20 protein-coding genes and 1 pseudogene are annotated in these 21,923 nt (G+C 62.9%); 7 read left to right on the forward strand and 14 right to left on the reverse strand.

Annotation, left to right across the window (positions count from 1 at the left end; all coding sequences use genetic code 11):
• Positions 1–266: 266 nt before the first annotated feature.
• Positions 267–1,103 (reverse strand): enoyl-CoA hydratase family protein, encoded by an 837-nt coding sequence (locus I6F09_RS17510; protein ID WP_036007565.1) that lies wholly within the window; start codon positions 1,101–1,103, stop codon positions 267–269.
• A gap of 41 nt (positions 1,104–1,144) precedes the next feature.
• Complete coding sequence (locus I6F09_RS17515) at positions 1,145–1,906, reverse strand: SDR family oxidoreductase (RefSeq protein ID WP_225148154.1); 762 nt, start codon at positions 1,904–1,906, stop codon at positions 1,145–1,147.
• A 211-nt stretch (positions 1,907–2,117) separates the two neighbouring features.
• Here I6F09_RS17515 and I6F09_RS17520 point away from each other — a divergent pair, with 211 nt between their 5' ends.
• From I6F09_RS17520 to I6F09_RS17540, 5 genes are read left to right on the forward strand one after another with little or no spacing between them, the layout of a single operon-like run.
• Positions 2,118–2,915, forward strand: coding sequence for an alpha/beta fold hydrolase (locus tag I6F09_RS17520; RefSeq protein ID WP_225148153.1), 798 nt, complete (start codon positions 2,118–2,120; stop codon positions 2,913–2,915).
• 12 nt (positions 2,916–2,927) lie between these two features.
• Entirely contained in the window at positions 2,928–4,217 is a 1,290-nt protein-coding gene (locus tag I6F09_RS17525; protein WP_225148152.1) for an acyl-CoA dehydrogenase family protein, read from the forward strand.
• Positions 4,218–4,219: 2 nt separating this feature from the next.
• Entirely contained in the window at positions 4,220–5,755 is a 1,536-nt protein-coding gene (locus I6F09_RS17530; RefSeq protein ID WP_225188621.1) for a long-chain fatty acid--CoA ligase, read from the forward strand.
• Positions 5,752–6,840, forward strand: coding sequence for an NAD/NADP-dependent octopine/nopaline dehydrogenase family protein (locus I6F09_RS17535; protein ID WP_225188622.1), 1,089 nt, complete (start codon positions 5,752–5,754; stop codon positions 6,838–6,840). The genes I6F09_RS17530 and I6F09_RS17535 overlap by 4 nt, the downstream gene beginning before the upstream one ends.
• A 3-nt stretch (positions 6,841–6,843) precedes the next feature.
• Complete coding sequence (locus I6F09_RS17540) at positions 6,844–7,851, forward strand: 3-hydroxybutyryl-CoA dehydrogenase (protein ID WP_036007580.1); 1,008 nt, start codon at positions 6,844–6,846, stop codon at positions 7,849–7,851.
• Here the strand turns inward: I6F09_RS17540 and I6F09_RS17545 are convergent.
• The 6 genes from I6F09_RS17545 to I6F09_RS17570 form a co-directional block, all read right to left on the reverse strand.
• Positions 7,833–8,879 (reverse strand): peptidase M29, encoded by a 1,047-nt coding sequence (locus I6F09_RS17545; RefSeq protein ID WP_036028939.1) that lies wholly within the window; start codon positions 8,877–8,879, stop codon positions 7,833–7,835. The two genes, I6F09_RS17540 and I6F09_RS17545, sit on opposite strands and share 19 nt — an antisense overlap.
• A 32-nt stretch (positions 8,880–8,911) precedes the next feature.
• The gene (locus tag I6F09_RS17550; protein WP_225188623.1) at positions 8,912–9,679 is read right to left on the reverse strand and encodes an ABC transporter permease subunit; all 768 of its coding nucleotides are present in this window, start codon (positions 9,677–9,679) and stop codon (positions 8,912–8,914) included.
• Complete coding sequence (locus tag I6F09_RS17555; RefSeq protein WP_036028933.1) at positions 9,676–10,461, reverse strand: ABC transporter permease; 786 nt, start codon at positions 10,459–10,461, stop codon at positions 9,676–9,678. Before I6F09_RS17555 ends, I6F09_RS17550 begins: the two co-directional genes overlap by 4 nt.
• Positions 10,458–11,303, reverse strand: coding sequence for an ABC transporter ATP-binding protein (locus I6F09_RS17560; RefSeq protein ID WP_050996053.1), 846 nt, complete (start codon positions 11,301–11,303; stop codon positions 10,458–10,460). Before I6F09_RS17560 ends, I6F09_RS17555 begins: the two co-directional genes overlap by 4 nt.
• 94 nt (positions 11,304–11,397) lie before the next feature.
• Positions 11,398–13,092 (reverse strand): dihydroxy-acid dehydratase, encoded by a 1,695-nt coding sequence (ilvD, locus tag I6F09_RS17565; protein WP_225133170.1) that lies wholly within the window; start codon positions 13,090–13,092, stop codon positions 11,398–11,400.
• Between the two features lie 74 nt (positions 13,093–13,166).
• Positions 13,167–14,150 (reverse strand): ABC transporter substrate-binding protein, encoded by a 984-nt coding sequence (locus I6F09_RS17570; protein ID WP_225188624.1) that lies wholly within the window; start codon positions 14,148–14,150, stop codon positions 13,167–13,169.
• 159 nt (positions 14,151–14,309) lie between these two features.
• Here I6F09_RS17570 and I6F09_RS17575 point away from each other — a divergent pair, with 159 nt between their 5' ends.
• Positions 14,310–15,218 (forward strand): NAD(P)-dependent oxidoreductase, encoded by a 909-nt coding sequence (locus I6F09_RS17575; RefSeq protein WP_057028660.1) that lies wholly within the window; start codon positions 14,310–14,312, stop codon positions 15,216–15,218.
• 7 nt (positions 15,219–15,225) lie between these two features.
• On the opposite strand, the gene I6F09_RS17580 is transcribed toward I6F09_RS17575, so the two are convergent.
• The 6 genes and pseudogenes from I6F09_RS17580 to I6F09_RS17605 all read right to left on the reverse strand — a co-directional run bounded on the left by I6F09_RS17580 (position 15,226) and on the right by I6F09_RS17605 (position 20,866).
• A complete protein-coding gene (locus tag I6F09_RS17580) occupies positions 15,226–15,789 on the reverse strand; it encodes a flavin reductase family protein (RefSeq protein WP_225188625.1) in 564 nt (187 codons plus the stop codon).
• 9 nt (positions 15,790–15,798) lie between these two features.
• Positions 15,799–17,028, reverse strand: a complete 1,230-nt coding sequence (locus I6F09_RS17585; protein WP_225188626.1) for an acyl-CoA dehydrogenase family protein — start codon at positions 17,026–17,028, stop codon at positions 15,799–15,801.
• A gap of 65 nt (positions 17,029–17,093) precedes the next feature.
• Positions 17,094–18,362: a CoA transferase gene (locus tag I6F09_RS17590; protein ID WP_225188627.1), complete on the reverse strand. Its 1,269-nt coding sequence runs from the start codon at positions 18,360–18,362 to the stop codon at positions 17,094–17,096.
• A gap of 212 nt (positions 18,363–18,574) precedes the next feature.
• Positions 18,575–19,003 carry a GNAT family N-acetyltransferase gene (locus I6F09_RS17595; RefSeq protein WP_225188628.1) on the reverse strand — a complete coding sequence of 143 codons (429 nt, stop codon included), beginning with the start codon at positions 19,001–19,003 and terminating at the stop codon, positions 18,575–18,577.
• Positions 19,004–19,414: 411 nt separating this feature from the next.
• A pseudogene (locus I6F09_RS37720) lies at positions 19,415–20,029 on the reverse strand (phage terminase large subunit); the annotation flags it as partial.
• Between the two features lie 18 nt (positions 20,030–20,047).
• The gene (locus I6F09_RS17605; RefSeq protein ID WP_225188630.1) at positions 20,048–20,866 is read right to left on the reverse strand and encodes a M23 family metallopeptidase; all 819 of its coding nucleotides are present in this window, start codon (positions 20,864–20,866) and stop codon (positions 20,048–20,050) included.
• Between the two features lie 360 nt (positions 20,867–21,226).
• Here I6F09_RS17605 and I6F09_RS17610 point away from each other — a divergent pair, with 360 nt between their 5' ends.
• Positions 21,227–21,922 carry a hypothetical protein gene (locus I6F09_RS17610; RefSeq protein WP_225188631.1) on the forward strand — a complete coding sequence of 232 codons (696 nt, stop codon included), beginning with the start codon at positions 21,227–21,229 and terminating at the stop codon, positions 21,920–21,922.
• Position 21,923 lies beyond the last annotated feature (1 nt).

Genomic DNA, 21,923 nt, shown 5'->3' on the forward strand with positions numbered 1-21,923 from the left:
GGTTAAGGTCGCACGGGCGGTCACTCCGCCGCAAGCGGCTTTGTCGCCTCCGCCTTGAGCTCCGCCCTGGTCTTAGGCTTAGCCTTAATTATCAGCTCCTCGAGATCCTGCCGGTCGCGGAACCCGAATACATGCGCATCGGCGACATCACCGCGCGATTGGCGAACTTCATCTCACGCAGGCGGCAATCAAATTATTTTAAGCCTAAAATAATCTCCCGCAAGTCCCCCTATTCGCTGGATTGGCTGCAGATAATTGCGACCGGCTCAGTCGCCCCTGAAGACCGGTTTGACCTTGTTGGCGAAAGCCTCGAAGGCGCGCTCGAAATCCGCCGTTGTCATGCACAGGGCTTGAGCCACGGCCTCCGCCTCGATCGCCTCCTCCACCGACATCGCCCATTCCATGGCCAGCATCCGCTTGGTCATGGTGTTGGCGAAGGTCGGGCCTTCCGCGACCTGCTTGGCCAGAACCTGCGCCTGGGGCAGCACCTGCTCTGGCGTGACGATGCGGCTGAAGAAGCCCCAGCGCTCGCCCTCTTCCGCCGTCATGAACCGGCCGGTGTAGAGCAGCTCGGAGGCGCGGGACTGCCCGATGATCCGCGGCAGGATGGCGCAAGCGCCCATGTCGCAGCCGGCCAACCCCACCTTGTTGAACAGGAACGCCACCTTGGCCCCGCTCGCCGCAAGGCGCATATCAGACGCCATCGCGATGATCGCTCCGGCCCCGGCACAGATACCTTCGACCGCGGCTACGATCGGCTGCGGACAGGCCCGCATCGCCTTGACGAGGTCGCCGGTCATGCGCGTGAAGGCGGTCAGACCCTTGGTGTCCATCTTCACCAGCGGGCCGATGATCTCGAACACGTCGCCGCCGGACGAGAAATTGCCGCCGGCACCCGTCACGACGATGGACTTGACCGCGTCGTCGAAGGCGCAGGCGCGGAAGAAGTCGGTCAGTTCCCGATAGCTCTCGAACGTCAGCGGATTCTTTCGTTCGGGACGGTTGAGTGTGACCGTCGCAACGCCGTCGACCGCGGCGAGCAGGAAATGCTGCGGTGAGTAATCCGCAAGCGGCACGGTAACGGGATTGGCTGGTCTGCTCATGGGATCTCCTTGGCTTTCTTTTTCCGCGCCTGCCAGGCAGGCTAGACTTCGCCACCGGCCACTGCGATCGCCTGTCCGGTGATCGAGCTCGCGCCCTCCCCGCACAGCCAGAGAACCGCGTCTGCGACCTCCTGAGGCGTAACCAGGCGCCCTTGCGGATTGTGCTTCGCGAGCTCGGCAATTGCCTGCTCGCGGGTCCGGCCCGTCTTCTTCACGATGTTGTCGATGCTCCCGGCGACGAGGTCGGTGTCGGTGAAGCCGGGACACACCGCGTTCACGGTGACGTTGCTTCCGGCCATCTCGAGAGCAAGGGAACGCACGAGGCCGATGACGGCGTGCTTGGCCGCTGCATATGCGCTGACATAGGCGTAGCCCTTGAGGCCTGCGGTGGACGCTACCGCGACGATGCGGCCGTAGGGACGATCCTTCATGCCCGGCAGCACGGCCTGGACGGCATGCACGACGCCCATGAAATTGACATCCATCATCCGGCTGAAGAGCGCGCTGTCCGATTTCGCGAACGGCGCCGATTCAGCGCTGCCCGCGTTGGCAATCAGGATGTCGATCGGCTTGCGCGCACTTGCCCCGGCGATCGCGGCTTTCAGAGACGCTTCGTTCGAGACATCAGCGACAGCCGCAAAGTGCGCGGCGCCTGCATTGACCGCCTCGTCGAGAACCGCCGCGTTCCGGCCAAGCACGGTCACGGTCGCACCGGCGCCGACGAGAGCGGACGCGATCGCTCGGCCGATGCCGCGCCCGCCACCGGTGACCAGCGTGTGCGGCGAATGCGGCAATCCGGACATGCGCTGGCTCCCTCGGATCTCGTGACCAGTGTTCGATATATTTTAACCTTCAAGTTTTTGCAACGAAAGCGGCGCGTGGGCGGCGAATGATGCGGCACGAGCAACGGCCCGAAAATTGCTTTAAGTATAAAATTATCGCTTTCCATCTCCGAAAGGCCTGTTAGCATCGAGGGGCCCAGCAGAAGGATGTCGCGTGTCGCAGCCTGTGCCAATGACAACAAAGGACGGACGCTTCGCCTACGAAGCCGCGGGCGATCCGGGCGCGATACCGCTGATCTTCCTGCACGGCATCGGCGGCGCGGCGCGGGCTTGGCGGGGGCAGCTTGCGACATTTGGCGGCCGCTTCCGCGCGATCGCATGGGACATGCCCGGTTATGGAGGATCGGCGCCGCTTGCGAGCGTCAGTATCGCTGCCCTGGCGGAGGCGCTGCAGCAATTCATCGCGCAACTCGGCGTCAGCAGGCCTGTTCTGGTCGGCCATTCCATCGGCGGCATGATCGTTCAGAAGTGGCTGGTTCAGTCCCCCAAGCTGGCACGCGCAGTCGTGCTGGCGCAGACCAGCCCTGCGTTCGGAAAGGCGGACGGCGACTGGCAGAAATCATTCATCGCAGCGCGACTGGGACCGCTCGATCGCGGCGAGACGATGAAGTCGCTGGCCCCCTCCCTGGTGAAGGAGCTCGTCGGCGACGATCCCGATCCGAACGGGATGGAGGTTGCCCGCGAATGCATGGGGAGCGTGCCCGAAGCGAGCTATCGCGCCATGATGCTGGCTCTCATCGGCTTCGATCAACGCAGCACGCTCGGAAATATCTCCGTTCCCACGCTGTTGCTGTCCGGCTCAAAGGACAACAACGCGCCCGCGCCGATGATGGCAAAGACGGCGACCTATATCCCGGGGGCCGAATATGTCGAGCTGCCTGGCGTCGGCCATCTCGCCAATCTCGAACGCCCCGACGCCTTCGACGAAGCTCTCGGCCGGTTCCTGAACTCGCTCGCGACCAAAGCTTAAGGTAACTGCGCGATGACCATGCAAGTCAGCAAGACGATTGGCACGACCGACAAGGTCGCGCTGGATGCGCCGATCTTCGATCCGGTCGCATTCCGCTTGAACGACGAGCAGGCCGGCATCATCACCCGCGCGAGAGAGATTGGCCAGACCGTGTTTGCCGGTCGCGCCGCCACTTACGATCGCGAGGCGACTTTCCCGACTGAAAATTACCGCGATTTGCATCGCATCGGCCTGCTCGGCATCGCCGTGCCAAAGAAGCACGGCGGCCTCGGCGCGAATTACCAGACCTATGCCCTGGCGGCAGCCGAGATCGGCCGCTATTGCGGCGCTACTGCACTGACCTGGAACATGCATGTCTGCTCGACCCTGTGGTCGGGTCCCCTCGCCGACGATCTCGACATGGATGCTGAGACTCGTGCCGAGCATGAGCGGCGGCGCGCGGTGCACTACAAGCGCATCGTCGAGGACGGTGCGATCTATTCGCAACCCTTCTCCGAGGGTGGAGCTGCCGCTGCGGGCGGCGTTGCTTTCGGTACCGAAGCAAGGCCAGTCGCGGGTGGCTGGATCGTCAATGGCAAGAAGATCTTTGCCTCGCTTTCGGGCCACGCCGACTATTACGGCGTGCTTTGCACCGAGATGGAGCAAGGCGAGAAGGCGTCGCGCCGCAACACGCTTTACCTGGCGATATCAGCCAAATCAGAAGGCGTCTCGGTCGTCGGCGACTGGGACCCGCTGGGCATGCGCGGCACGGTTTCGCGGACGCTGCTGTTCAAGGATGTGTTCGTTCCGGAAGATTCGGCGCTGATGCCGCGCGGCGTGTATTTCCAGGCAGCTCAGCGCTGGCCGCACATGTTCCTGACGCTGTCGCCGACCTATATGGGCCTGGCGCAAGCCGCCTACGACTTCACCGTGCGTTACTTGCGCGGCGAGGTCCCGGGCATGCCGTCGGTCAAGCGGCGGATGTACCCGACCAAGCAGATCGCGGTGGCGCAGATGCAGATCAAGCTGGAGCAGATTAAGGCAATCTGGTTCCAGGCCGTGACCGAGGCGCGCGCCAATCCGAGCAAGGAGCAAGTGCTGCGCGCCTATGCCGCGCAATATTCCGTGATGGAGGGCGCCAATGAGCTCGCCGCGCTCGCGATCCGCACCTGCGGCGGTCAGGCCATGCTTCGCTCGCTGCCGCTGGAGCGAATCTATCGTGACAGCCGCTGCGGCTCGCTGATGCTGCCCTGGACCGCCGAGCTCTGCCTCGACCGGATCGGGCGCGAAGCGCTGTACGAGGCCGGTGAAACGGACGACTGACCGTGGACCTCTGTAGCCTGATCGACCGCAACGCGGCGTTCGCGCCAGACAAGACGGCCATTGCCTTCGAAGGGACGCGGCTGAGTTATGCGGCATTCGCCGCACGGATCGAACGGACCGCGACTGCCTTGAAGGGGGAGCTCGGCGTCGGCCGCGGCGATCGCGTCGCGATTCTAAGCCTGAACAGGCCGGATTATCTGGTTCTGCTTTACGCCTGTGCGCGGCTCGGCGCGATGCTGGTGCCGCTGAACTGGCGACTGGCCGTCGCCGAGCAGCTGTTCATTCTCGGCGATGCCGGCACCAAGGTCCTGGTGCTCGAGCAGGCGTTTTCCGGCGTGCTTGCCGAGCTGGGACAGACCGCGGCAGGGACATCCGTCGTCGGCCTCGACTTCACGCCACCTCGCGGCACGACATTCGAAGATTTGCTGGCCCGCGGTGACGGCACGAGCCGAAATCCACACACCGACCTCTCCTGCCCGCTGCTCATCGTCTACACGTCGGGCACGACGGGACGGCCAAAGGGCGCGGTGCTGCGCCAGGAGGCGCTGTTCTGGAACGGTGTCATGAGCCAGCACATGCACAACATGACGTCCGACGACCACGTGCTGACCGTGCTGCCGTTCTTCCACGTCGGTGGCCTCAACATCCAGACTACGCCGGCGTTGCAGCTGGGCGCGACCGTCACGGTCCATGCGCGCTTCACGCCGGACGCCGCGCTTGCGGCCATTGAAGGGGAACGGCCGACACTCACGGTGATGGTTCCTGCGATCCTTCAGGCGGTGAGTGAGCATCCCGCCTGGGCGACCGCTGATCTTTCCTCACTCAAGGCCGTCGCCACCGGCTCGACCATCGTACCGCCGCACCTGATCGAGCGCTTCGTCGCGCGCGACGTCCCGGTGCTTCAGGTCTATGGCTCGACCGAAACCTGCCCGATCGCCGTCTACACGCGGCTTGGCGGCGATCTTTCGCGCGCGGGATCGACCGGCCTTGCCGGCCTGTGCTGCGAGGCAAAGGTGATCGACCAGGCCGGCGAAGAACTGCCCGCGGGCACGCCGGGCGAAATCGCGGTGCGCGGTCCCAACGTGTTCTTCGAATATTGGGGAAACGACGCCGCAACGCGCGAGGCGCTGCAAGACGGCTGGTATCGCACCGGTGATATCGGCCTGTGCGATGCCGACGGCTATTTCTGGGTCCGCGACCGCAAGAAGAACATGATCATTTCAGGCGGAGAAAACGTCTACCCGGCCGAGGTCGAGCGCGTCCTGCTCCAACACCCCGACGTCAGCGAATGCGCCGTGATCGGCCGGCCGGACCCGCGCTGGGACGAGGTGCCGGTCGCCTATGTCATTGCGAGATCCGGCTGCCGGCTCGAGGCGGACGAATTGAGGGCGCATCTTCAGGCGCAACTCGCGCGCTACAAAATTCCGCGCGAGATCGTCTTCGTCAACGACCTGCCGCGGACGGCGCTGGGCAAGGTCCAGCATTTCCTGCTGAAGCAGCTTGATGCGCAGTCACGGGCGCAAGGAGAAGCATCTTGAAGATCGCAGTTCTGGGTGGGGGAAACGGCTCTTTCGCGGCCGCGGGCGATTTTGCGCTGTCGGGGCACGAGGTGCGGCTCTGGCGCCGCGATGCCGATCAGGTCGCAGCGCATCGCGCCGCCGGCTCGCGCATCCTGGTCAAGGATCACAACGGCCGTCATGACGTGAAGCTGGCGCTGGTCACGACCGACATCGCGGACGCCGTCGATGGCACGGAGTTGATCCTGTGCCCGGCTCCGGCCTTCGCTCAAGCAGATATCGCTCGCCTGCTCGCGCCGCATTTGCGGGACGGTCAGGTCGTGTTCCTGCCGCCAGCGACGTTCGGCTCGATGATCTTCGCCCAGGCGGCCCGAGATGCCGGCAACAATGCCAAGGCCAGCTTTGCCGAAACGGGCACACTCCCGTGGCTGACCCGCAAGCACGGACCCTTCGAGGTCGCGATCACCATTCGCGCCAAGCGGCTCCCCGTCGGCGTGTTCCCGCTTGACCAAGCGCCTCACGCGCTCGCTGTGATCGGACGCGCTTTCCCAGACGCGATCGAGACATGCGGAGACGCGCTGTCGGGCGCCCTGATGAACGCAGGTCCGATCATTCACCCGCCGTTGATCGTGATGAACGCAGGGCCGATCGAACATTTCGAGCGCTGGGACATTCACAAGGAAGGTACGCAAGCCGCGATCCGCCGGGTCACTGACACGCTCGACGCAGAACGCATCGCAGTGCGCGAGGCACTCGGCTACGGCGCGCCACATTTCCCGCTGGCTCATCACTACGCGAGGGAAGGCGAGATCTGGATGTATGGCCGCGGCTCGCACGACCGACTGACCGATTCCGGTGATTGGCGCGAGCGGATCGTGCTGACAGAGCACCGTTACATGCGCGAGGATCTGCGGCTTGGGCTGTCGCTGCTGGTGTCCGTCGCGGGTCTCGCTGGCGTGGACACACCGCTGGCCAAAGCGTTTCTGTCAATCGGCGGCGCGGTCTGCGGCGAAGATTTTGCGCGAAGTGGCCGAACGCTCCAGACGCTGGGACTCGGCGAGCTCAGCAAGGCTGAATTGCAGACGCTGCTCCGCAATGGATTCTGATCAATGACCAGTCGCATCAATATCGCCTGTCTCGGCGCTGGCCGCATGGGCCGGGGCATTGCCGTTGCCTTCGCGTATGCAGGGCACAGGGTCACGATGATCGATATCAAGGCGCGTTCCGCGGAGGACTTCACCAAGCTGGAAACGGACGCGCTTGGCGAAGTCAGGAAGACCTTCGCCAGCCTGTCAAAACTGGGGCTGCTGACCGACGCGGATGTCGATCCGCTGATCGCGCGGGTCTCGGTGGTGCCGGCGAGCCGGAGCGGCGCAGCGTTGGCCGAAGCCGGAATGATCTTCGAAGGCGTTCCTGAGGTGGTCGAGCTCAAGCGCGAGGTGCTGGGGGCGGCGGCAAAGCAGGTCGGCCCTGAAACGATCATCGCGTCGACGACCTCGACCATCCTCGTCGACGATCTCTCGGGCGCGATCGTGAACCCGCGCCGCTTTCTAAACGTGCACTGGCTCAACCCGGCCTATCTCATCCCGCTGGTCGAGGTTTCGCCCGGCAAGGCGACAGACCCGGCCGTCATCGACGAGGTCAAGACGCTGCTCGAAGGCATCGGGAAGGTGCCGGTGGTCTGCGCCGCCACACCGGGTTTCATCGTCCCGCGCATCCAGGCGCTGGCAATGAACGAGGCCGCGCGCATGGTCGAGGAGGGCGTCGCCAGCGCCGAAGAGATCGACAAGGCGATCCGTTACGGCTTCGGCTTCCGCTATGCCGTGCTCGGGCTGCTCGAATTCATCGATTGGGGCGGCGGCGATATCCTATACTACGCCAGCCGTTACCTCGAAGGCGCGCTTGGTAGCGACCGCTATCGCGCGCCGGAGGTCATTTCCCGCAACATGCATGAAGGCCGGATCGGCCTGCGCACGGGCGCCGGCTTCCTGGATTACTCCGGGATGGACGTCGATGCTTATCGCGTGAAGCGGTTGCAGGCCATGGTCGACCTGCTCCGGCACTTCGACCTCGCCCGGCCGCCCGTGCTCGATCGCGGCTACCCGAAGACGTCCTGAAGCACGCCTTCGCGGACGACCGCAACGCCGTCGAGCTCGATCGTCGTTCCCATCATCGGCAGGTCGAAATGTCCGGCCGTGTAGCGCCCTGCAAATTCATTCGCACCGGTCGAGAACAGGAAATTGCCGGAAACGGCCCGAATCTCTGTGCCGTTGGTGTCGCGCTGGTCATACATGGATAGTGCCTCATAGCGCGCACCGGGATTCATGCCGAAGCCGACATGCGACACGGCATAGGCTTCGCGATCGCCCCAGGCGGCCAGATAAGCGCGCATCATCGCGGCATCCGTGCCCTCGCCTTCGAGTTCCACGACATAGTCGTCCTTCAGAGTCATCTTCACTGGCGAGGTCAGGTAGCGCTTGAAGGTCAGGTTGATGTCGCCGGGCGCCATCACCAGGGTGCCGTTGATGGTCCCGCTCTTGGGAAAGCTGACGACGATGCCGCCGGGCCAATGCGCGAGCGTGCCGGGCTTGTCGGTCCAGCCCCACACACCGACCGTCGACGCTCCGACCATATCGACATCGAGCGCCGTGCCGGCCTTCGAGGAGACACGCATGCGCTTCGTTCCGCGCAGCATTTTGGCCGCCGCACGAACACGCTTTTCGAGCGCGGAATCCGGCACCATGCGCTCCAGCGCTTCGGGATGCTCGTTGGAGATCACCAGGATCCGCGCGCCGGCTTTGAGAATCTCCGGCGTCTCCACCGCATGCATCAGTCCTTCGATGGTGCAATCCACGACGAAGCCGGCCTGCTGAAGCGCCGTGATCACTGGACCAAGCTTTTGGATCGCCTCGCTCGCCCCGGTGGAGCGGACCGGAACGATATGCCGGTTACGTGGCGTCGGCATCACCACATGAAACGGCCGCGCGCCCATCCGCAGCAGGGCCAGCTCCGCGAGATGGACGTTCAACGCGCGTGACTGGGTCTCCGACAGGATCGCCGCGGTATCGCCGGCCTTGACGGCGCATCGCTCAAAGATCTCGCAAAACGCATCGATCCATTTTGCCTCGATACGATCAGCCAGCATGGTTCTCTCCCGGTCTTCAGGATTCTTGTTAGTTACGCTTCGGGGAAGCCCCGGAGCAAGTACGAGCGCACGGCTCCCAGCAGGCCGTTCAAGATCAAGCCCAGCAGCGAGATCGTGATCAGCGGCACGAACATGTCCACGGCCTGGAAGGTTCTGGCCGCAGTCACGAGCGCGTGCCCCAGTCCGTCGGTCGACGTGATCATCTCGGCCAGAAACACGACGATGCAGGAAATGACAAGGCCAATCCGGCACCCGGTCAGGATCGACGGCATCGCTGCCGGCAGCACTACCTTGAAGAGAATCTCGTAGCGTGACGATCCCGCAGCCATAGCCGACCAGACCAGCTTCTGCTCGACGGTCGAGGCACCGTAATAGGTCGACAGCAGGATCGGGAAAAGAGCGTCGGCAGCCACTAATGTGATCTTCGATCCGTGGCCAAATCCGAGCAGCAGCAGCAAGGCCGGATAGAGCGCGACCTTGGGCAAAGGCGCCAATACGCGCACGATGGGCCGAACCACGGCGTTGATCGCCGGATTGGCGGCGGCGGCAATGCCGATGCTGACACCGAGCACGACAGCAATCGCGAAGCCGGCAAACAGCCTGATCAGGGTCGCCGCGATCTCGTGCTGGAACGTCGAGGTTACGAGTTGCTGGAGCAGCCGGCCGAAGACGTAGCCAGGCGGCGGCAGCAGAACTGCCGGCGCGAAGCCGAAAGACACCAAGCCTTGCCACAGCGCGATCACCAGTGCGATCGGAGCAATTCCAAGAACGAAATTAGGGGCGAGAAGCCGCGACATCATGAGAAGCTCAGCGGCATGTCGAACTGCGGCTCGGACCAGCGCACGAGCCTAGCACGAACCTTCTCGAAAATCGCGTCGAGGCAGATTCCCATCGCTCCAACGATGATGATCATCGCAAAGACGGTTTCGTATTGGCCCATGTCGAGCGCGTTGAACAGGATGTTTCCGGCGCCGGACTGACGGGCAATCATCTCACTGGTGATCATCGTGATCAGCGCCAACACCAATCCTGTACGACACCCCGTCAGAATTTCCGGCAGCGCCGCCGGCAGCACGATACGCACCAGGCGTTGCACCGGCGAGAGCCCCATCGCAGCGCCCGACCACAGCATCTTCTCTTCGACCGCCTTGGCGCCTTCGAAGCTGTGATAAATCACGGGCAGGCTGACGCCGAGGAAGATCACGAGCGTCTTCGTGATGTCGCCGACACCGAGCCAGAGCATGATGATCGGCATCAAGGCCGCCTTCGGCACCGGATAGATCACCATCAGCAGCGGATTGAAGAAGGCCGCAATCGCGGCGCTACGTCCCATCAACAGGCCAAGCGGAATCGACACGAGCACGGCCGCGCCAAATCCCATCGCCATGCGCCGGAGCGAGGCCAGAATATTGATCAGGGATTCCCTGTCGCCAAGGATGTCCGGAATCGCTCTCATCGCTCCAATCGCGGTCGGAAAGCTGTCATTCTTCAGCGCCAGTGACGCGACCTGCCACACCACCAGCAATCCGATGCAGGCGAGCACCGGGGCAGCGCGCTTGGTCATGCCGGCCGCCGACATCACGCGGGCGCTCCGGCTTCGTCGCTCTCGTCGAACATGCGCTCGATGTCGACGACGTACTTCTGGTAACGCGGATCGAGCAACAGCTCGTTGCGGCGGCGCGGCCGCGGCAGGTCGATGTCGATGACCTGCCGGATTCGCCCGGGCGATTTCGACATCATGACGACCTTGTCCGAGAGGAAGACGGCTTCGTCGACCGAATGGGTGACGAAAAGCACCGTCTTGCGGTCACGCTCCCAGATGTTCAGAAGATCGTTCTGCAGGCGCGTCCTCGTGTGCGCGTCGAGTGCCCCGAACGGCTCGTCCATCAGCAACACTTCGGGATGGTAGGCAAGCGTCCGCGCCAGCGCCACGCGCTGCTTCATGCCGCCCGACAGCTCCTTGGGATAGAAGTTCTCGTAGCCCTTGAGGCCGACCATCTCGATCAGGGCCCGGCTCTGCGCTTCGGCCTCGGTGCCGCGAATTCCTTGCTGACGCGGCCCATACATCACGTTGCCGAGCACAGTCTTCCAGGGAAAGAGCGCAAATTCCTGGAATACCGGTCCGCGATCCGGACCGGGCCCCGTGATCGCCTGTCCCTTCATCTTCGCCGCGCCGCTGGTTGGACTGACGAAGCCGCCGACAATGTAGAGCAGTGTCGACTTGCCGCAGCCGGACGGACCAAGGATGGAGACGAAAGCTCCTTCCTCGATCGTCAGCGAAATGTCCGAAAGCGCAACGTGATTCTTGCGTGCCGAGGTTTTAAAGACCTGCGACACGCGGTCGATCTCGATGATTGCGGAAGCCGGGTCTTGTTGCGTCACCGGTCTCACCCATTCGCTCGATCTCGCAGATACTACCGTCATCCCGCCTTCCGTCCCACTCGCACGAGGATTCAGCGGCATCAGCTTAGCAAGAAGCCTGCCAGACAGGCTGTCACTTTCGCGCCCGTGCGGTGCGTCATTCGAACCACGGCCATTCTGCCGGGCCTTCATGCGTCACGGCTCCGCCCGGCGCCTGCCCAACCAGCCGGGCATATTTTGCCAGCGCACCTGCGCGGTGGCGAGGCGGGCGCGGCTTCCAATCGCGTCGCCGTGCGGCAAGCTCCTGTTCCTCGAGCAGGACATCCATCCGTCGATTTGCGGCATCAATCCGGATTCTGTCACCATTCCGGACGAGCGCCAGCGGACCGCCAACAAATGCCTCGGGGGACACGTAGCCGATGCACATCCCGCGGGTCGCGCCGGAGAACCGGCCATCGGTGATCAGCGCCACTTTTTCACCCATGCCCTGCCCGTAGATCAGTGCGGTGACGCCAAGCATCTCACGCATGCCAGGTCCGCCGACTGGCCCTTCATTGCGGATCACGAGAACCTCGCCCGCCTTGTAACTGCGGTCACGAACGGCTGCGACGCAGGCTTCTTCATCCTCGAAAACACGCGCGACGCCTTCGAAGAATTGGCTCTTCAAGCCCGCCACCTTGATCACCGCCCCATCGGGACAGAGGTTACCCTTCAGCACCGCGACACCACCGTCAGGCATGATCGGCGCGCGAGCCGTGTACACAACCTCTCCGTCGGGCGCGTTGGCCACACCGTACTCTTCGACAAGTGTGCGGCCGGTGATCGACAAGCAGCCGCCATCGATATGACCGCTCTGGATCAGCTCGCGAATGATGACCGCAGCGCCGCCGATATCGTAGACATCCTTCGCCGTATACTTGCCTCCGGGTCGCAGATTGCCGATCAACGGCGTCCTGGCAAAGACCTCCCCCACGTCATCGATGCTGAATGCAATTCCGGCCTCATTCGCGATCGCCGGTAGGTGCAGCGCGGCGTTGGTCGAGCCGCCCGTCGCTGCCACAATCGCCGCTCCGTTCTCCAGGGATTTCCGCGTCACGATGTCGCGCGGCAGCGGCCCGCCGCGGTCCAGCATCTCCATGATCAGTCGGCCGGCGCGTCGCGAAATCTGCGCACGCTCGGAATAGACACCGGGCACCATCGAGACGTTGGGAATGGTCAGCCCCATCGCCTCCGATACCATGCCCATGGTATTCGCGGTGAACTGGCCGGCGCACGCACCGATCGTCGGCAGGCAGGCGCGCTCGATGCGCTCGAGCGTGGCGCCGTCGATCTCGCCAGTCATGAAGCTGCCGACAGCCTCATAGGAATCGAGCACCGTCAGCGTACGTCCATCCACGCGCCCGGGCAGCGAGCTGCCGCCATAGATGAAGATGGATGGCACGTTGCAGCGGACCATTCCCATCATCACGCCAGGAAGGGTCTTGTCGCACCCGCCGTATCCGATCAGCGCATCGTAGGCCAACCCATGGACCACGGCTTCGATCGAGTCGGCGATCAGCTCACGCGAGAACAGGGAGAACTTCATCCCCTCATGATTCATGCTGATGCCGTCGGACACCGAAACAGTCGAGAACTCACGCGGTGTACCGCCGGCCTCCTCGATCCCGGTCTTGGCTGCAGCTACCTGGAAGTCGTGGGTCATGTTGCAGGGCGTCTGCTCACCCTTCATGCTGACGATGCCCACCATCGGCTTCGCAATCGCAGCGTCGTCGAGCCCCATGGCGCGCATGAATGCACGATGCGGCGCTCGGTCGAGGCCGTCTGTGGTGACTCGGGATCGCAACTTCTTCATATATGCATCTTCTTCGTGCAGCGTCCCGGATGATCCGGAACGCTACGATGTTAGTTCGGTAATTCGTCCCGCTTCTATTGCAGCGGCGCGACGATCGACGGATGCTTGAACTGTGCGACATCCAGCTTCGGCAGCATTCCTGTTTCTGCATAGATATCCAGCATCTTCTGGATCGCCGGGAAGTTCGGCGCAGCACCCGGATCGCGGCCGAAATCATTGTCCTTGAGCAAGTAGGTCTCAAGCACCGAGATGGGGGCTTTCAGCACTTCATTGACGACCTTGAGAGTCTCCTCGCGGTTCGCGAGTGCCTTCTTCATGCCCGAGGTAATATCGCGGACATAGGCCTTGACCAACTCAGGGTTCTTGTCGACGAAATCGGCACGGCAGGCTTCCAGGATGTGCACGATGTTCGGCATGGCCTGGGAGAGCGAGAACAGCTTCCTTGTGCCGCCCTTTGCCTCCGCGCGCGCAGCAAACGGCTGGTTCATATTGACCGCGTCAACGCGGCCTTGGCGCAGCGCGTCCTCGGAGACGGCAAAGCCAACCTCGACCAGCTTGATGTCCTTGGCCGGATCGACGCCATTCTGCTTCAAGAGCAGATTGAACGGCCCTTGCGTACCGCCACCGATCACGGAAATGCCGACGGTCTTGCCCTTGAGATCCGCGATTGTCTTGATGGGCGAGTCATCCTTGACGGCCCAGTAGACCGAGAAGCCGCCGGGCATCTCGAAAACATGCTGCGCGACGATATAGGCCTTGAGATTGCCGCCGACGACCCCATTGGAGAGGGAGAGCGGCGCCTGCGTCGCGCAGTCCAGTGCACCGGCCGCCAGGGCCTGCGTCATCGGCGCGGTGCCCTGGAATTGGGTCCATTCGATGTTGTAGGTCTTGCCGAGATTGGGAAACTCTGCCGGCCTGCGCATCATCCAGTACTTGGACTCCTCCGCAGGGATGGTCCAGCCGACGCGGATCGTCTGCTGCCCCCATGACGGGCTTGCGCCCGCGCTCACGGCGGCTGCCGCCCCCAAAGCCAGGATCCACTTCGAAACGGTTCGCATCGTTCCACTCCGCTGCTCCGGCGCCGACTGGCGCCCCAACCCGACCGCCTCAAATGTTTCATGGTTCAAACAATCAGGCAAGCCATGCGAGGTGGGCGATCTTGCCGGCAGGTACGCAATGTATGGTAAAGCGGCGTCTGCGACAGAAGGAGGCAACCTATGGCTGACGACAGCAAGAACGGCACCGAGAAGCTCGGCTATCTCGGCCTCGGACTCATGGGAACGCCGATGACCCGACGCCTGCTGAAGGCCGGCTATCAGGTCGCTGTCTGGAATCGCTCGGAGGGCAAGATGGCGCCGCTGGTCGAGGCTGGCGCCAAGCGCGCGGTCACGCCGCGTGATCTCCTGGGGAGCTCGGATATTGTCTTCTTGTGCGTTACGGATGCGGCGGCGGTGGAGGAGGTGATCTTCGGGCCCGAAGGTCTGGCAGCGGCCCCTGGCGCGGGCAAGCTTGTGGTCGACTTCTCATCGATCCATCCAGACGCAGCGCGCGACCTCGCAACGCGATTGAAGAACGCGAACGGTGCGGGCTGGATCGATGCGCCGGTGTCCGGGGGCACGAAGGGCGCCGAGGAAGGCACGCTCGCCATCATGGCGGGCGGAGAAGCTGGTGACATCGAGAGGGTGCGGCCCTATGTGCTGGCCATGGCGCGCAGGTTCACGCATATGGGCCCGGTCGGCGCCGGCCAGACCACAAAGCTGTGCAACCAGGTGATCGTCGGATGCGCGATGGCCGTGCTCGCGGAAGCAACCCGCCTTGCCGTGAACGCCGGAATTGACGCCAACCGGTTGCCCGAAGCGCTCGCAGGCGGCTTTGCGGATTCCATCCCGCTCCAGCTGTTCGTGCCGCGAATGGTCAACGGCATTCACAGCCCGCCGCTCGGCCACATCGCCACGATGCTCAAGGATCTCGATACGGTCGCCGATGTTGCACAGGCAACCTCGACGCCAGTGCCGATGGCCGCGCTTGCCGGACAGCTTTTCAGGCTGGCGAAGGCCGCGCGAGGTGCGGACGCGGACGCGCTGGAGATCTACAAGCTTTCGGCGGCAGAGCGCAAAGCGCTCTAGGGGCGCATTACCGCCCGTTCTTGCGCTCATCGTCGGCCATGAAGCGACCGAACGCTCCTCGCGCAAAGAGCAGCGGCTCTTTCGCATTGTAGGTATATGCCTCGACCGCGCCGAGAAAGATCACATGGTCACCGCCATAATAGCGATTCACGGAGCGGCATTGAAAGTTGGCGACGCTCTCGGCGAGCACTGGAGCGTTGCCAAGGCCGGGGGACCAGTCGACGCCGGTGAACTTGTCATCCGACGATTTTGCGAATTTGTTCGCAAGCGCTTGTTGTGAAGCGCCGAGAACGTTGACGCTGAAATGGCTGGCGTTCTGGAAGATGGTCAGGCTCGAGGAATAGACGACGAGGCTCCACAGAACCAGCGGCGGATTCAGTGAGACCGAGGCGAAGGAATTGCACGTCAGTCCGTACGGCTTGCCGTCGGGCGCTGCCGCTGTGATGATCGTCACGCCCGTTGCATAAGTTCCGAGCGCGTTGCGAAAGTCGCGAGGATCAATCTGCGAGCTGTCGCTCGCGAACTCATTGGCGGGATCCGGCGCGCGAGGCTGCTTCGGCAGGTCATTCATCGGCCGACCTCACAGCGTGAGATTCTCGGAGGGCAGGCCGAGGGCCACCCGTCCGTAGTTGGTCCCGGCCGCATCGAAGTTGAACGCGAGATGTGAGTTGATCGCGTGCGCATCGCGGAACTGCCGCTGTAACACGCCGCTCGTGAACAGCCCGCGAGCGCCGCTCGCGGCAAACAGCATCGAGACCGCGTCCGTGCACAAGTTCACGGAAAAGGATCCGTCGCGGCGATATCTGGTCTTGGTTGCCATGTCAGGAATATGGCCGCGCCGTGCGGCCTCCATGGCATCGAGACAGGCCGACCGCATGATCAGGCGCGCAGCGTCGATCTTGGCCGAGGCCTCCGCGATCTTGATCTGCGTGCTTTGAAAATCGCTCAGCTTGGCGCGGTTGTACGTCGAAATACGATGACGCGCGACCTCCGTATAGTCGTCGAGGCACGCCTGTGCATTCCCCAGCGCGACACCGGAGAGGACGTAAGGAAATAGCGAGAAGACAGGCAGCGTGTACAGAGGATTCGGATTGACCGCGCTTCCCGGCGTGGGGCCACCTGAGAGGTTCCCTACGGCGACCGTCATATGGTCAGCCACGAAGGCATCCCTGACCTCGACGTCGCACGACCCCGTCCCGCGCAATCCGGCGACGTTCCAAGTGTCCAGCACCTTGTAATCGCCGCTCGGCAGCAGAAAGATTCGATACTCGATGCCGTCGGCATCGTCGTCGGAATAGACCACGCTCGCAAGCATATTCCATTCGCAGGAGGCAACGCCCGAGGAGAATGGCCAACTGCCATGCAACTGGTATCCGCCCTTGACCCGCGTGGCGCGTCCGGCGGGGAAAATGAACGAGGACGCGATCAAAGTATCCGGATTGCGGCCCCAGACCAGATCCTGCGCGCGTCGCTCGAACATGCCGAGCATCCAGTGATGGCTCGCCAGATTGGCGAGATTCCAGGCAACCGACGCATCCGCCTGCCCGAGCAGCTCAGCGCAATCGACGAGGGCGACATAGTCGAGCTCAGCGCCACCAATCCGGGCCGGTTGCAGCATCCGGAACAGGCCGGCCTCATGAAGGTCCTTTTCGGTTTCCGCCGGAAGATGCCGCAGCTCCTCCGTCCGTGCCGCCCGCTCACGGAGTCTCGGCAGAAGCGCCCGGGCCCTCGCGATCATTGACGCATAGATCTCACCGCCGGCTTGCAAGCCTGCGGGCTGTGTCATGCTCGGCTCCTGGCCAGGCGCCATTCGTGTCCCTCGCTTTCACACATTTATGCGGCGGGACCTTCGCCAAATCAAGCCGAGCCAGTGCCTCAAGTCGACCTTGGAGGCTTGACCGGGCCAAAGGCGCCCTTCTCGACAAAATCAGCGATCCGACGTTCGTTGTAGCCGAGCGTATCGTGCAGGATCTGTTTGGTATGCTCGCCCAAAAGAGGTGCCGCGACGGGGTCGACCGCGCCTGTCAGGCTCATCGTAATCGGTGGCTCGATGTTGGGCACCCACTCGGCTGTCGGATGCGGAATCCGGTTCAAACGATGGCGCTCGCGAGCCTCGGGGGCGTTGAAGCCCTCCTCGACCGTCCGGAGATAGCCGACCGGGATATTGGCCAGCTTCATCTTCGCCATCCAGTTCTCGAGCGTATCGCTGGCGAAGACTTCGGCAATGGCTGCCCGCAGGAGCTCCTTGTTCTCCGAACGGGCTTTGCGCGTCGCAAACTGCGGATCGGTGATGAGATCGGGCCGATTCAGCACCTCGACCACAAGCCGGCGGTAGAGCCGGTCGTTGGCGCAGGCCATGTAGAGCGGCCCATCTGAGGCCTCGTAGACGCCGACGGTGGGAGACCCGCTCGGCGAATTGCCGAACCGGCCGGGGTTTTCGCCGTTGATAAGATAGGCCATGCCGTAGAAACCGGTCATTCCCATCGCGACGTCGAACAGGGCAACTTCGACATGCTGTCCGCGGCCGAGCCGCTCCCGTGCCAGCAGCGCCAGCAGGATGGCATTGCAGGCGGACATCCCCGTCGCCATGTCGACGATGGGCGGGCCGGTGCGAACCGCCGGGCCGTCGGCAAATCCATTGAGCGACATGAAGCCGCTTTCCGCCTGGGTGATCGGATCGAAGCCTGGCCGGGAGGCAAACGGTCCGCTGCGTCCGTAGGCGGAGATCGAGCAATAGACCAGCCGCGGGTTGAGCGGCGCGACCGATTCATAGTCGAGCCCGAACTTCTTCATGACCCCGCTCGAAAAATTCTCCACGACCACATCCGCCTTGCGGATCAGATCCAGCGCGATCTCGCGCGCCTCCGGCACGGCAAGATCGAGCGCGATGCCGCGCTTGTTGCGGTTCAGGCTGAGAAAGGCGGCGCTCTCGCCTCCAATCTCCGCGTGCTCATAGGCGCGCGTGTCGTCGCCGCCATCGGGATTCTCGATCTTGATGACGTGCGCACCGTAGTCAGCGAGCGTCTGGGTGCAGGCCGGGCCAGCGACCACACGCGTGAAATCAACGACCAATAGGCCATCCAGCGCGGTCGGGCCTCCCATCCCATGCGAGGCACGTACCGGCAATTGAGGCTTGGTGGGCATCGATCGCGCTCTCCCTTACATCGGCTTATGGCCGCCGAATTTCCTGCAAGAGCAAACTTAAAGCCCGGCGCCGCCGACTTCGCAAGTCCCACGCCGGCATCGCTTCAATACGCCAAAAGGACCCGGCACCCCCAGGCTGCCGGGTCCTCGGACGTTCCAGGCGCGTACTGGCCATTAGATAGACGGCGCGTTCCGTGCGGCGGCAAACCTGCTCAGTGCAGCCACTTCCGCCAATAGAGCGTATGCACCCAGGCCCAAGGGGTCTCGGGCTCGAACAGCCGATAGCCCGCCTGAATGAAGTTGTTCGCTGATACCGGGTTGTCCGTCGTATCGGAGACAATGCTGTCCCATCCGATACGCCGCGCTCTCGCCTCGACCACACGCATCAATCTGCGCTGAAGGCCGCGTCCCCAATGCCGTTGCAATACGCCAACTCTGGAGAAATAGCCGCCATTTCGAACGTGGGTCGAGGGCACAATTCCGGCGAAGGCGACTGCTTCCTCGTCGTGATAAGCCATCCACCACGCGCCGAGGTCGAACGCGGGCATCGCCGCGGTATCGAAGAACGTGAGCCGATGCAGATCGGCGAGGGTCTCGGCAACGTCATCATCGGAGGCATCGACAATACGAATTCTGTACATGAGCGACTCGTTGGCAGCAGATCATGATCGGGCGCGGAGCGACGTCACCGGCGCCATGAAGGCTCATTTGCCCAGCACGACCTTGACACCAAGCCAGACGGCCCCCATCAGGCCAGTGGCAAGCACGGTGATCACTGCCTTGAAGGTGTAGCTCTGGGCCTGCTCCACGCTCTTTCGCCACCTCCGCAAGTGCTGAAAATCGGCTCGCATCTCGCTGCCGACCCATTGCACGATCCACATCGTGAAAGCATCCGCCGCGGCGCCGGCGCCGCCGATGTCGATGAAGGCACGGAGCGGCAGCAGCGGATCCGCGGCAACTTTGCCGATCCGTCCCTGCCCGCGCGCCTCCGACAGCAATGAGGCAAAATAAGCGCCCTCGAATGCGCGCGCATAATCTCCCTCCCAGATGTGGTCGTAACGCTCCGGATAGAGCTTCTGATCGAGCAGCCGCTCCTCCTCGAGCACATCCGGAAACCAGGGATTATCGCGCCAATTGGCTTTCACCACGACGGCACCATCCGGCCGACGCCCGCGCAGAAAATCGTCGATCGCATCGCTCTTGCGACGCGGATTCCAGCTTGCCCAGAGCTCGGAGTCCTTGGCGCGGATCGTCGGCCGCAGCAGCGCGAGGCTGCGTGCGCTTAGGGATTGCGCCTCGTCGATCCAGGCGATGCGAAACCCTTCCAGCGATTTGATCGAGTCGGCGGTGTGATCCTGAAGCCCGCGGAAGATGATCAGCCCGTCTCCGGGCGTCTCGATCTTGTCGCTGAACAGCTTGAAGCCATGTCCGAGCCCGAGGCTTGCGATCTTGCCTTCGATCAGGCGCTTCGACGATTGCGCCAGCGTGCGCTGCGCCTCGCGGATGCAGACCGCGAGCGTGCCGCGCTCGGCCTGGCAGGTCTCGACCAGGAGCTCGCCGAAGAAATGCGATTTGCCCGAGCCGCGTCCGCCGTAAACACCCTTGTAGCGGGCGGGTTGCAGCAATGGCTCGAAGATTTTAGCGGTCGGAATTTTCAGGATGGACAATGGCTGCGCTCGCTCGCCCTAGGGCAGGCCGGTGCGCCTGCGCCACATCGCGGGCCAGTCTTCGTTGCCCGGGGCGTCGGATTGTCGTTGCGGCACTTGATTGAAGCCCGCAAAGACACCGCCTCCGGAAGGCGAAGGCCATTTTCCGTACCGTCCTTCGAAGTCGGATTGTGGCGAAGACGGAAACGAAGCATCAGGCGGAATAGCGGGTATCGGTGCGGGATCATTCGAGTCGAAAGCAGATCGATCGGAGTTTCCGGCAGGCATCCTCCTCAAAACCCGCACATCTTTGGAACGGGACCGCGGCATCATATCCGCGTTTTGCAGATATCGCTTGTACTCCGGAATGTAGGCCGGCGCGGGAACTGGATCGAACGGTCCCAGTGCATCCGCAAACGCACCTGGGTCAAGAACATTACCTGCAAGATCCTTGATTTGATAATGGACGTGGTGGTGCCCTGGATTGCCCTTCTTGTCAGAAAGACCGGTATTACCCATCGTGCCAATCACCTGACCCGCCGCAACCACATCGCCGACCTTCACCTTCCGAGAGTTGGTATGCAGTATCTGGTGACGCAAGCCGTTATTGTCTCTGATCGAGATTGTCCCCCATTGATCATCACCGGCGCGCTCGACGACGCCATTCACGGGAGATCGCAATTCTGGGTGACTCGTGTTCGGCCGAGCACTTTGACCACCAACATAATTGAAATCGATGCCCCGGTGTGGGTTGCTTGATCCGCGTGGCCTGCCTGTCTCTGCGCCGTATGGACTCGTGACATGGGGCGAGATGCCCTCGACGGGCTGAAGAATGCGCCGCATCATGTCGTCCCACATTTGAATATCCTTTGCGGTAGTTGACTAACTAGTTCGCGTGCGGTGTCTTGATCGAGCCGATCTTGCGTGGCCGAGGAATGAGGGGCTGACATGAAAAGAGCTATCCGCCGCGTTCTCACTGCGGCCGCGACGGTCGCTCTCGCACTTCCTGCCTTCGCACAGGAACCACCTGCTCCGACATCCGACAAGTGGCGTCCCAAGGCCGGCGTCTATGCCGAACCTGGCAAGAACTTCCAGTTAGACTGTGATGAAAGTGGCGGCCTGACAATCGATCTCGGCAGGAAATCGGTCAGCGGTTACGAATGGAGCTGCAAGGTCAAGAAGATCAACGATCTCGGCCCGGGCTCGCTGAAGGTTGAAATGGTCTGTGACGATTACAATCTGGCGCAGAACCTCAACCCGCGCGATCCCAACTGGGATAGCAGACAGTTCAACGAGATCATGTTCATCAAACAACTGGATGCGGCGGCGATCTCGGTCCAGAAAAGCCTGAACGGAAAGCTCAAGGATCCTCCCTGGCGCGCGGCTTACTGCCCTCTGAGTACACAGCGCGCGCTTGCTGAAGCGAGGGTAAGAGCCGAGGCAGAGGCCAAGCAAAAGGCCGAGGAAGCCAAGCGGAAGGCCGAAGAGGAGCTCGCTCTCAAGAGCGCTCATCCGCAAGATGGCGTCTACGCCGCACTGGGTGCCGATTTCGAGGACCGTTGCGCGAAACTCAGCGATACCGTCGTTGCGTTCGCCAAGAAGTCGATCGTTACGGCCTCGAACAAGTGCGATATCCGCCGGATGCGTGTTCAACTCCCAGACACCGTCAGGATCAACGCTACCTGCACCTTACAGGCGGCTTCCGGCCCTGACGCCGTCAGTGTGCGGGACCCGAGCACCACCCCGGACCGCGAGAACCTGATGTTCAAGAAGATCGACGACAAGACCGTCGTCCTCTGGATCATCAAGGACGGGCGCTTCACCGGTGACGGCCGAAAGCTGTCCTATTGCAGCGACCAGGTGCAGCGCGCCTATGCCGTGCAGCACAGGGCTGGCAAGCAGACCAGGAATTAGC

The organism is Bradyrhizobium sp. IC3195 (genome assembly GCF_020193585.1).
GTDB classification, from domain to species: domain Bacteria; phylum Pseudomonadota; class Alphaproteobacteria; order Rhizobiales; family Xanthobacteraceae; genus Bradyrhizobium; species Bradyrhizobium yuanmingense.

Coding starts and splice junctions, on each gene's coding strand:
- I6F09_RS17560 (WP_050996053.1), bottom strand. CDS start 11,303: ATGACGGTAGTATCTGCGAGATCGAGCGAATGGGTGAGACCGGTGACG.
- I6F09_RS17580 (WP_225188625.1), bottom strand. CDS start 15,789: ATGAATGACCTGCCGAAGCAGCCTCGCGCGCCGGATCCCGCCAATGAG.
- I6F09_RS17525 (WP_225148152.1), top strand. CDS start 2,928: ATGACCATGCAAGTCAGCAAGACGATTGGCACGACCGACAAGGTCGCG.
- I6F09_RS17510 (WP_036007565.1), bottom strand. CDS start 1,103: ATGAGCAGACCAGCCAATCCCGTTACCGTGCCGCTTGCGGATTACTCA.
- I6F09_RS17570 (WP_225188624.1), bottom strand. CDS start 14,150: ATGCGAACCGTTTCGAAGTGGATCCTGGCTTTGGGGGCGGCAGCCGCC.
- I6F09_RS17550 (WP_225188623.1), bottom strand. CDS start 9,679: ATGATGTCGCGGCTTCTCGCCCCTAATTTCGTTCTTGGAATTGCTCCG.
- I6F09_RS17610 (WP_225188631.1), top strand. CDS start 21,227: ATGGTCTGTGACGATTACAATCTGGCGCAGAACCTCAACCCGCGCGAT.
- I6F09_RS17520 (WP_225148153.1), top strand. CDS start 2,118: ATGACAACAAAGGACGGACGCTTCGCCTACGAAGCCGCGGGCGATCCG.
- I6F09_RS17590 (WP_225188627.1), bottom strand. CDS start 18,362: ATGCCCACCAAGCCTCAATTGCCGGTACGTGCCTCGCATGGGATGGGA.
- I6F09_RS17540 (WP_036007580.1), top strand. CDS start 6,844: ATGACCAGTCGCATCAATATCGCCTGTCTCGGCGCTGGCCGCATGGGC.
- I6F09_RS17515 (WP_225148154.1), bottom strand. CDS start 1,906: ATGTCCGGATTGCCGCATTCGCCGCACACGCTGGTCACCGGTGGCGGG.
- I6F09_RS17595 (WP_225188628.1), bottom strand. CDS start 19,003: ATGTACAGAATTCGTATTGTCGATGCCTCCGATGATGACGTTGCCGAG.
- I6F09_RS17575 (WP_057028660.1), top strand. CDS start 14,310: ATGGCTGACGACAGCAAGAACGGCACCGAGAAGCTCGGCTATCTCGGC.
- ilvD (WP_225133170.1), bottom strand. CDS start 13,092: ATGAAGAAGTTGCGATCCCGAGTCACCACAGACGGCCTCGACCGAGCG.
- I6F09_RS17605 (WP_225188630.1), bottom strand. CDS start 20,866: ATGTGGGACGACATGATGCGGCGCATTCTTCAGCCCGTCGAGGGCATC.
- I6F09_RS17585 (WP_225188626.1), bottom strand. CDS start 17,028: ATGGCGCCTGGCCAGGAGCCGAGCATGACACAGCCCGCAGGCTTGCAA.
- I6F09_RS17545 (WP_036028939.1), bottom strand. CDS start 8,879: ATGCTGGCTGATCGTATCGAGGCAAAATGGATCGATGCGTTTTGCGAG.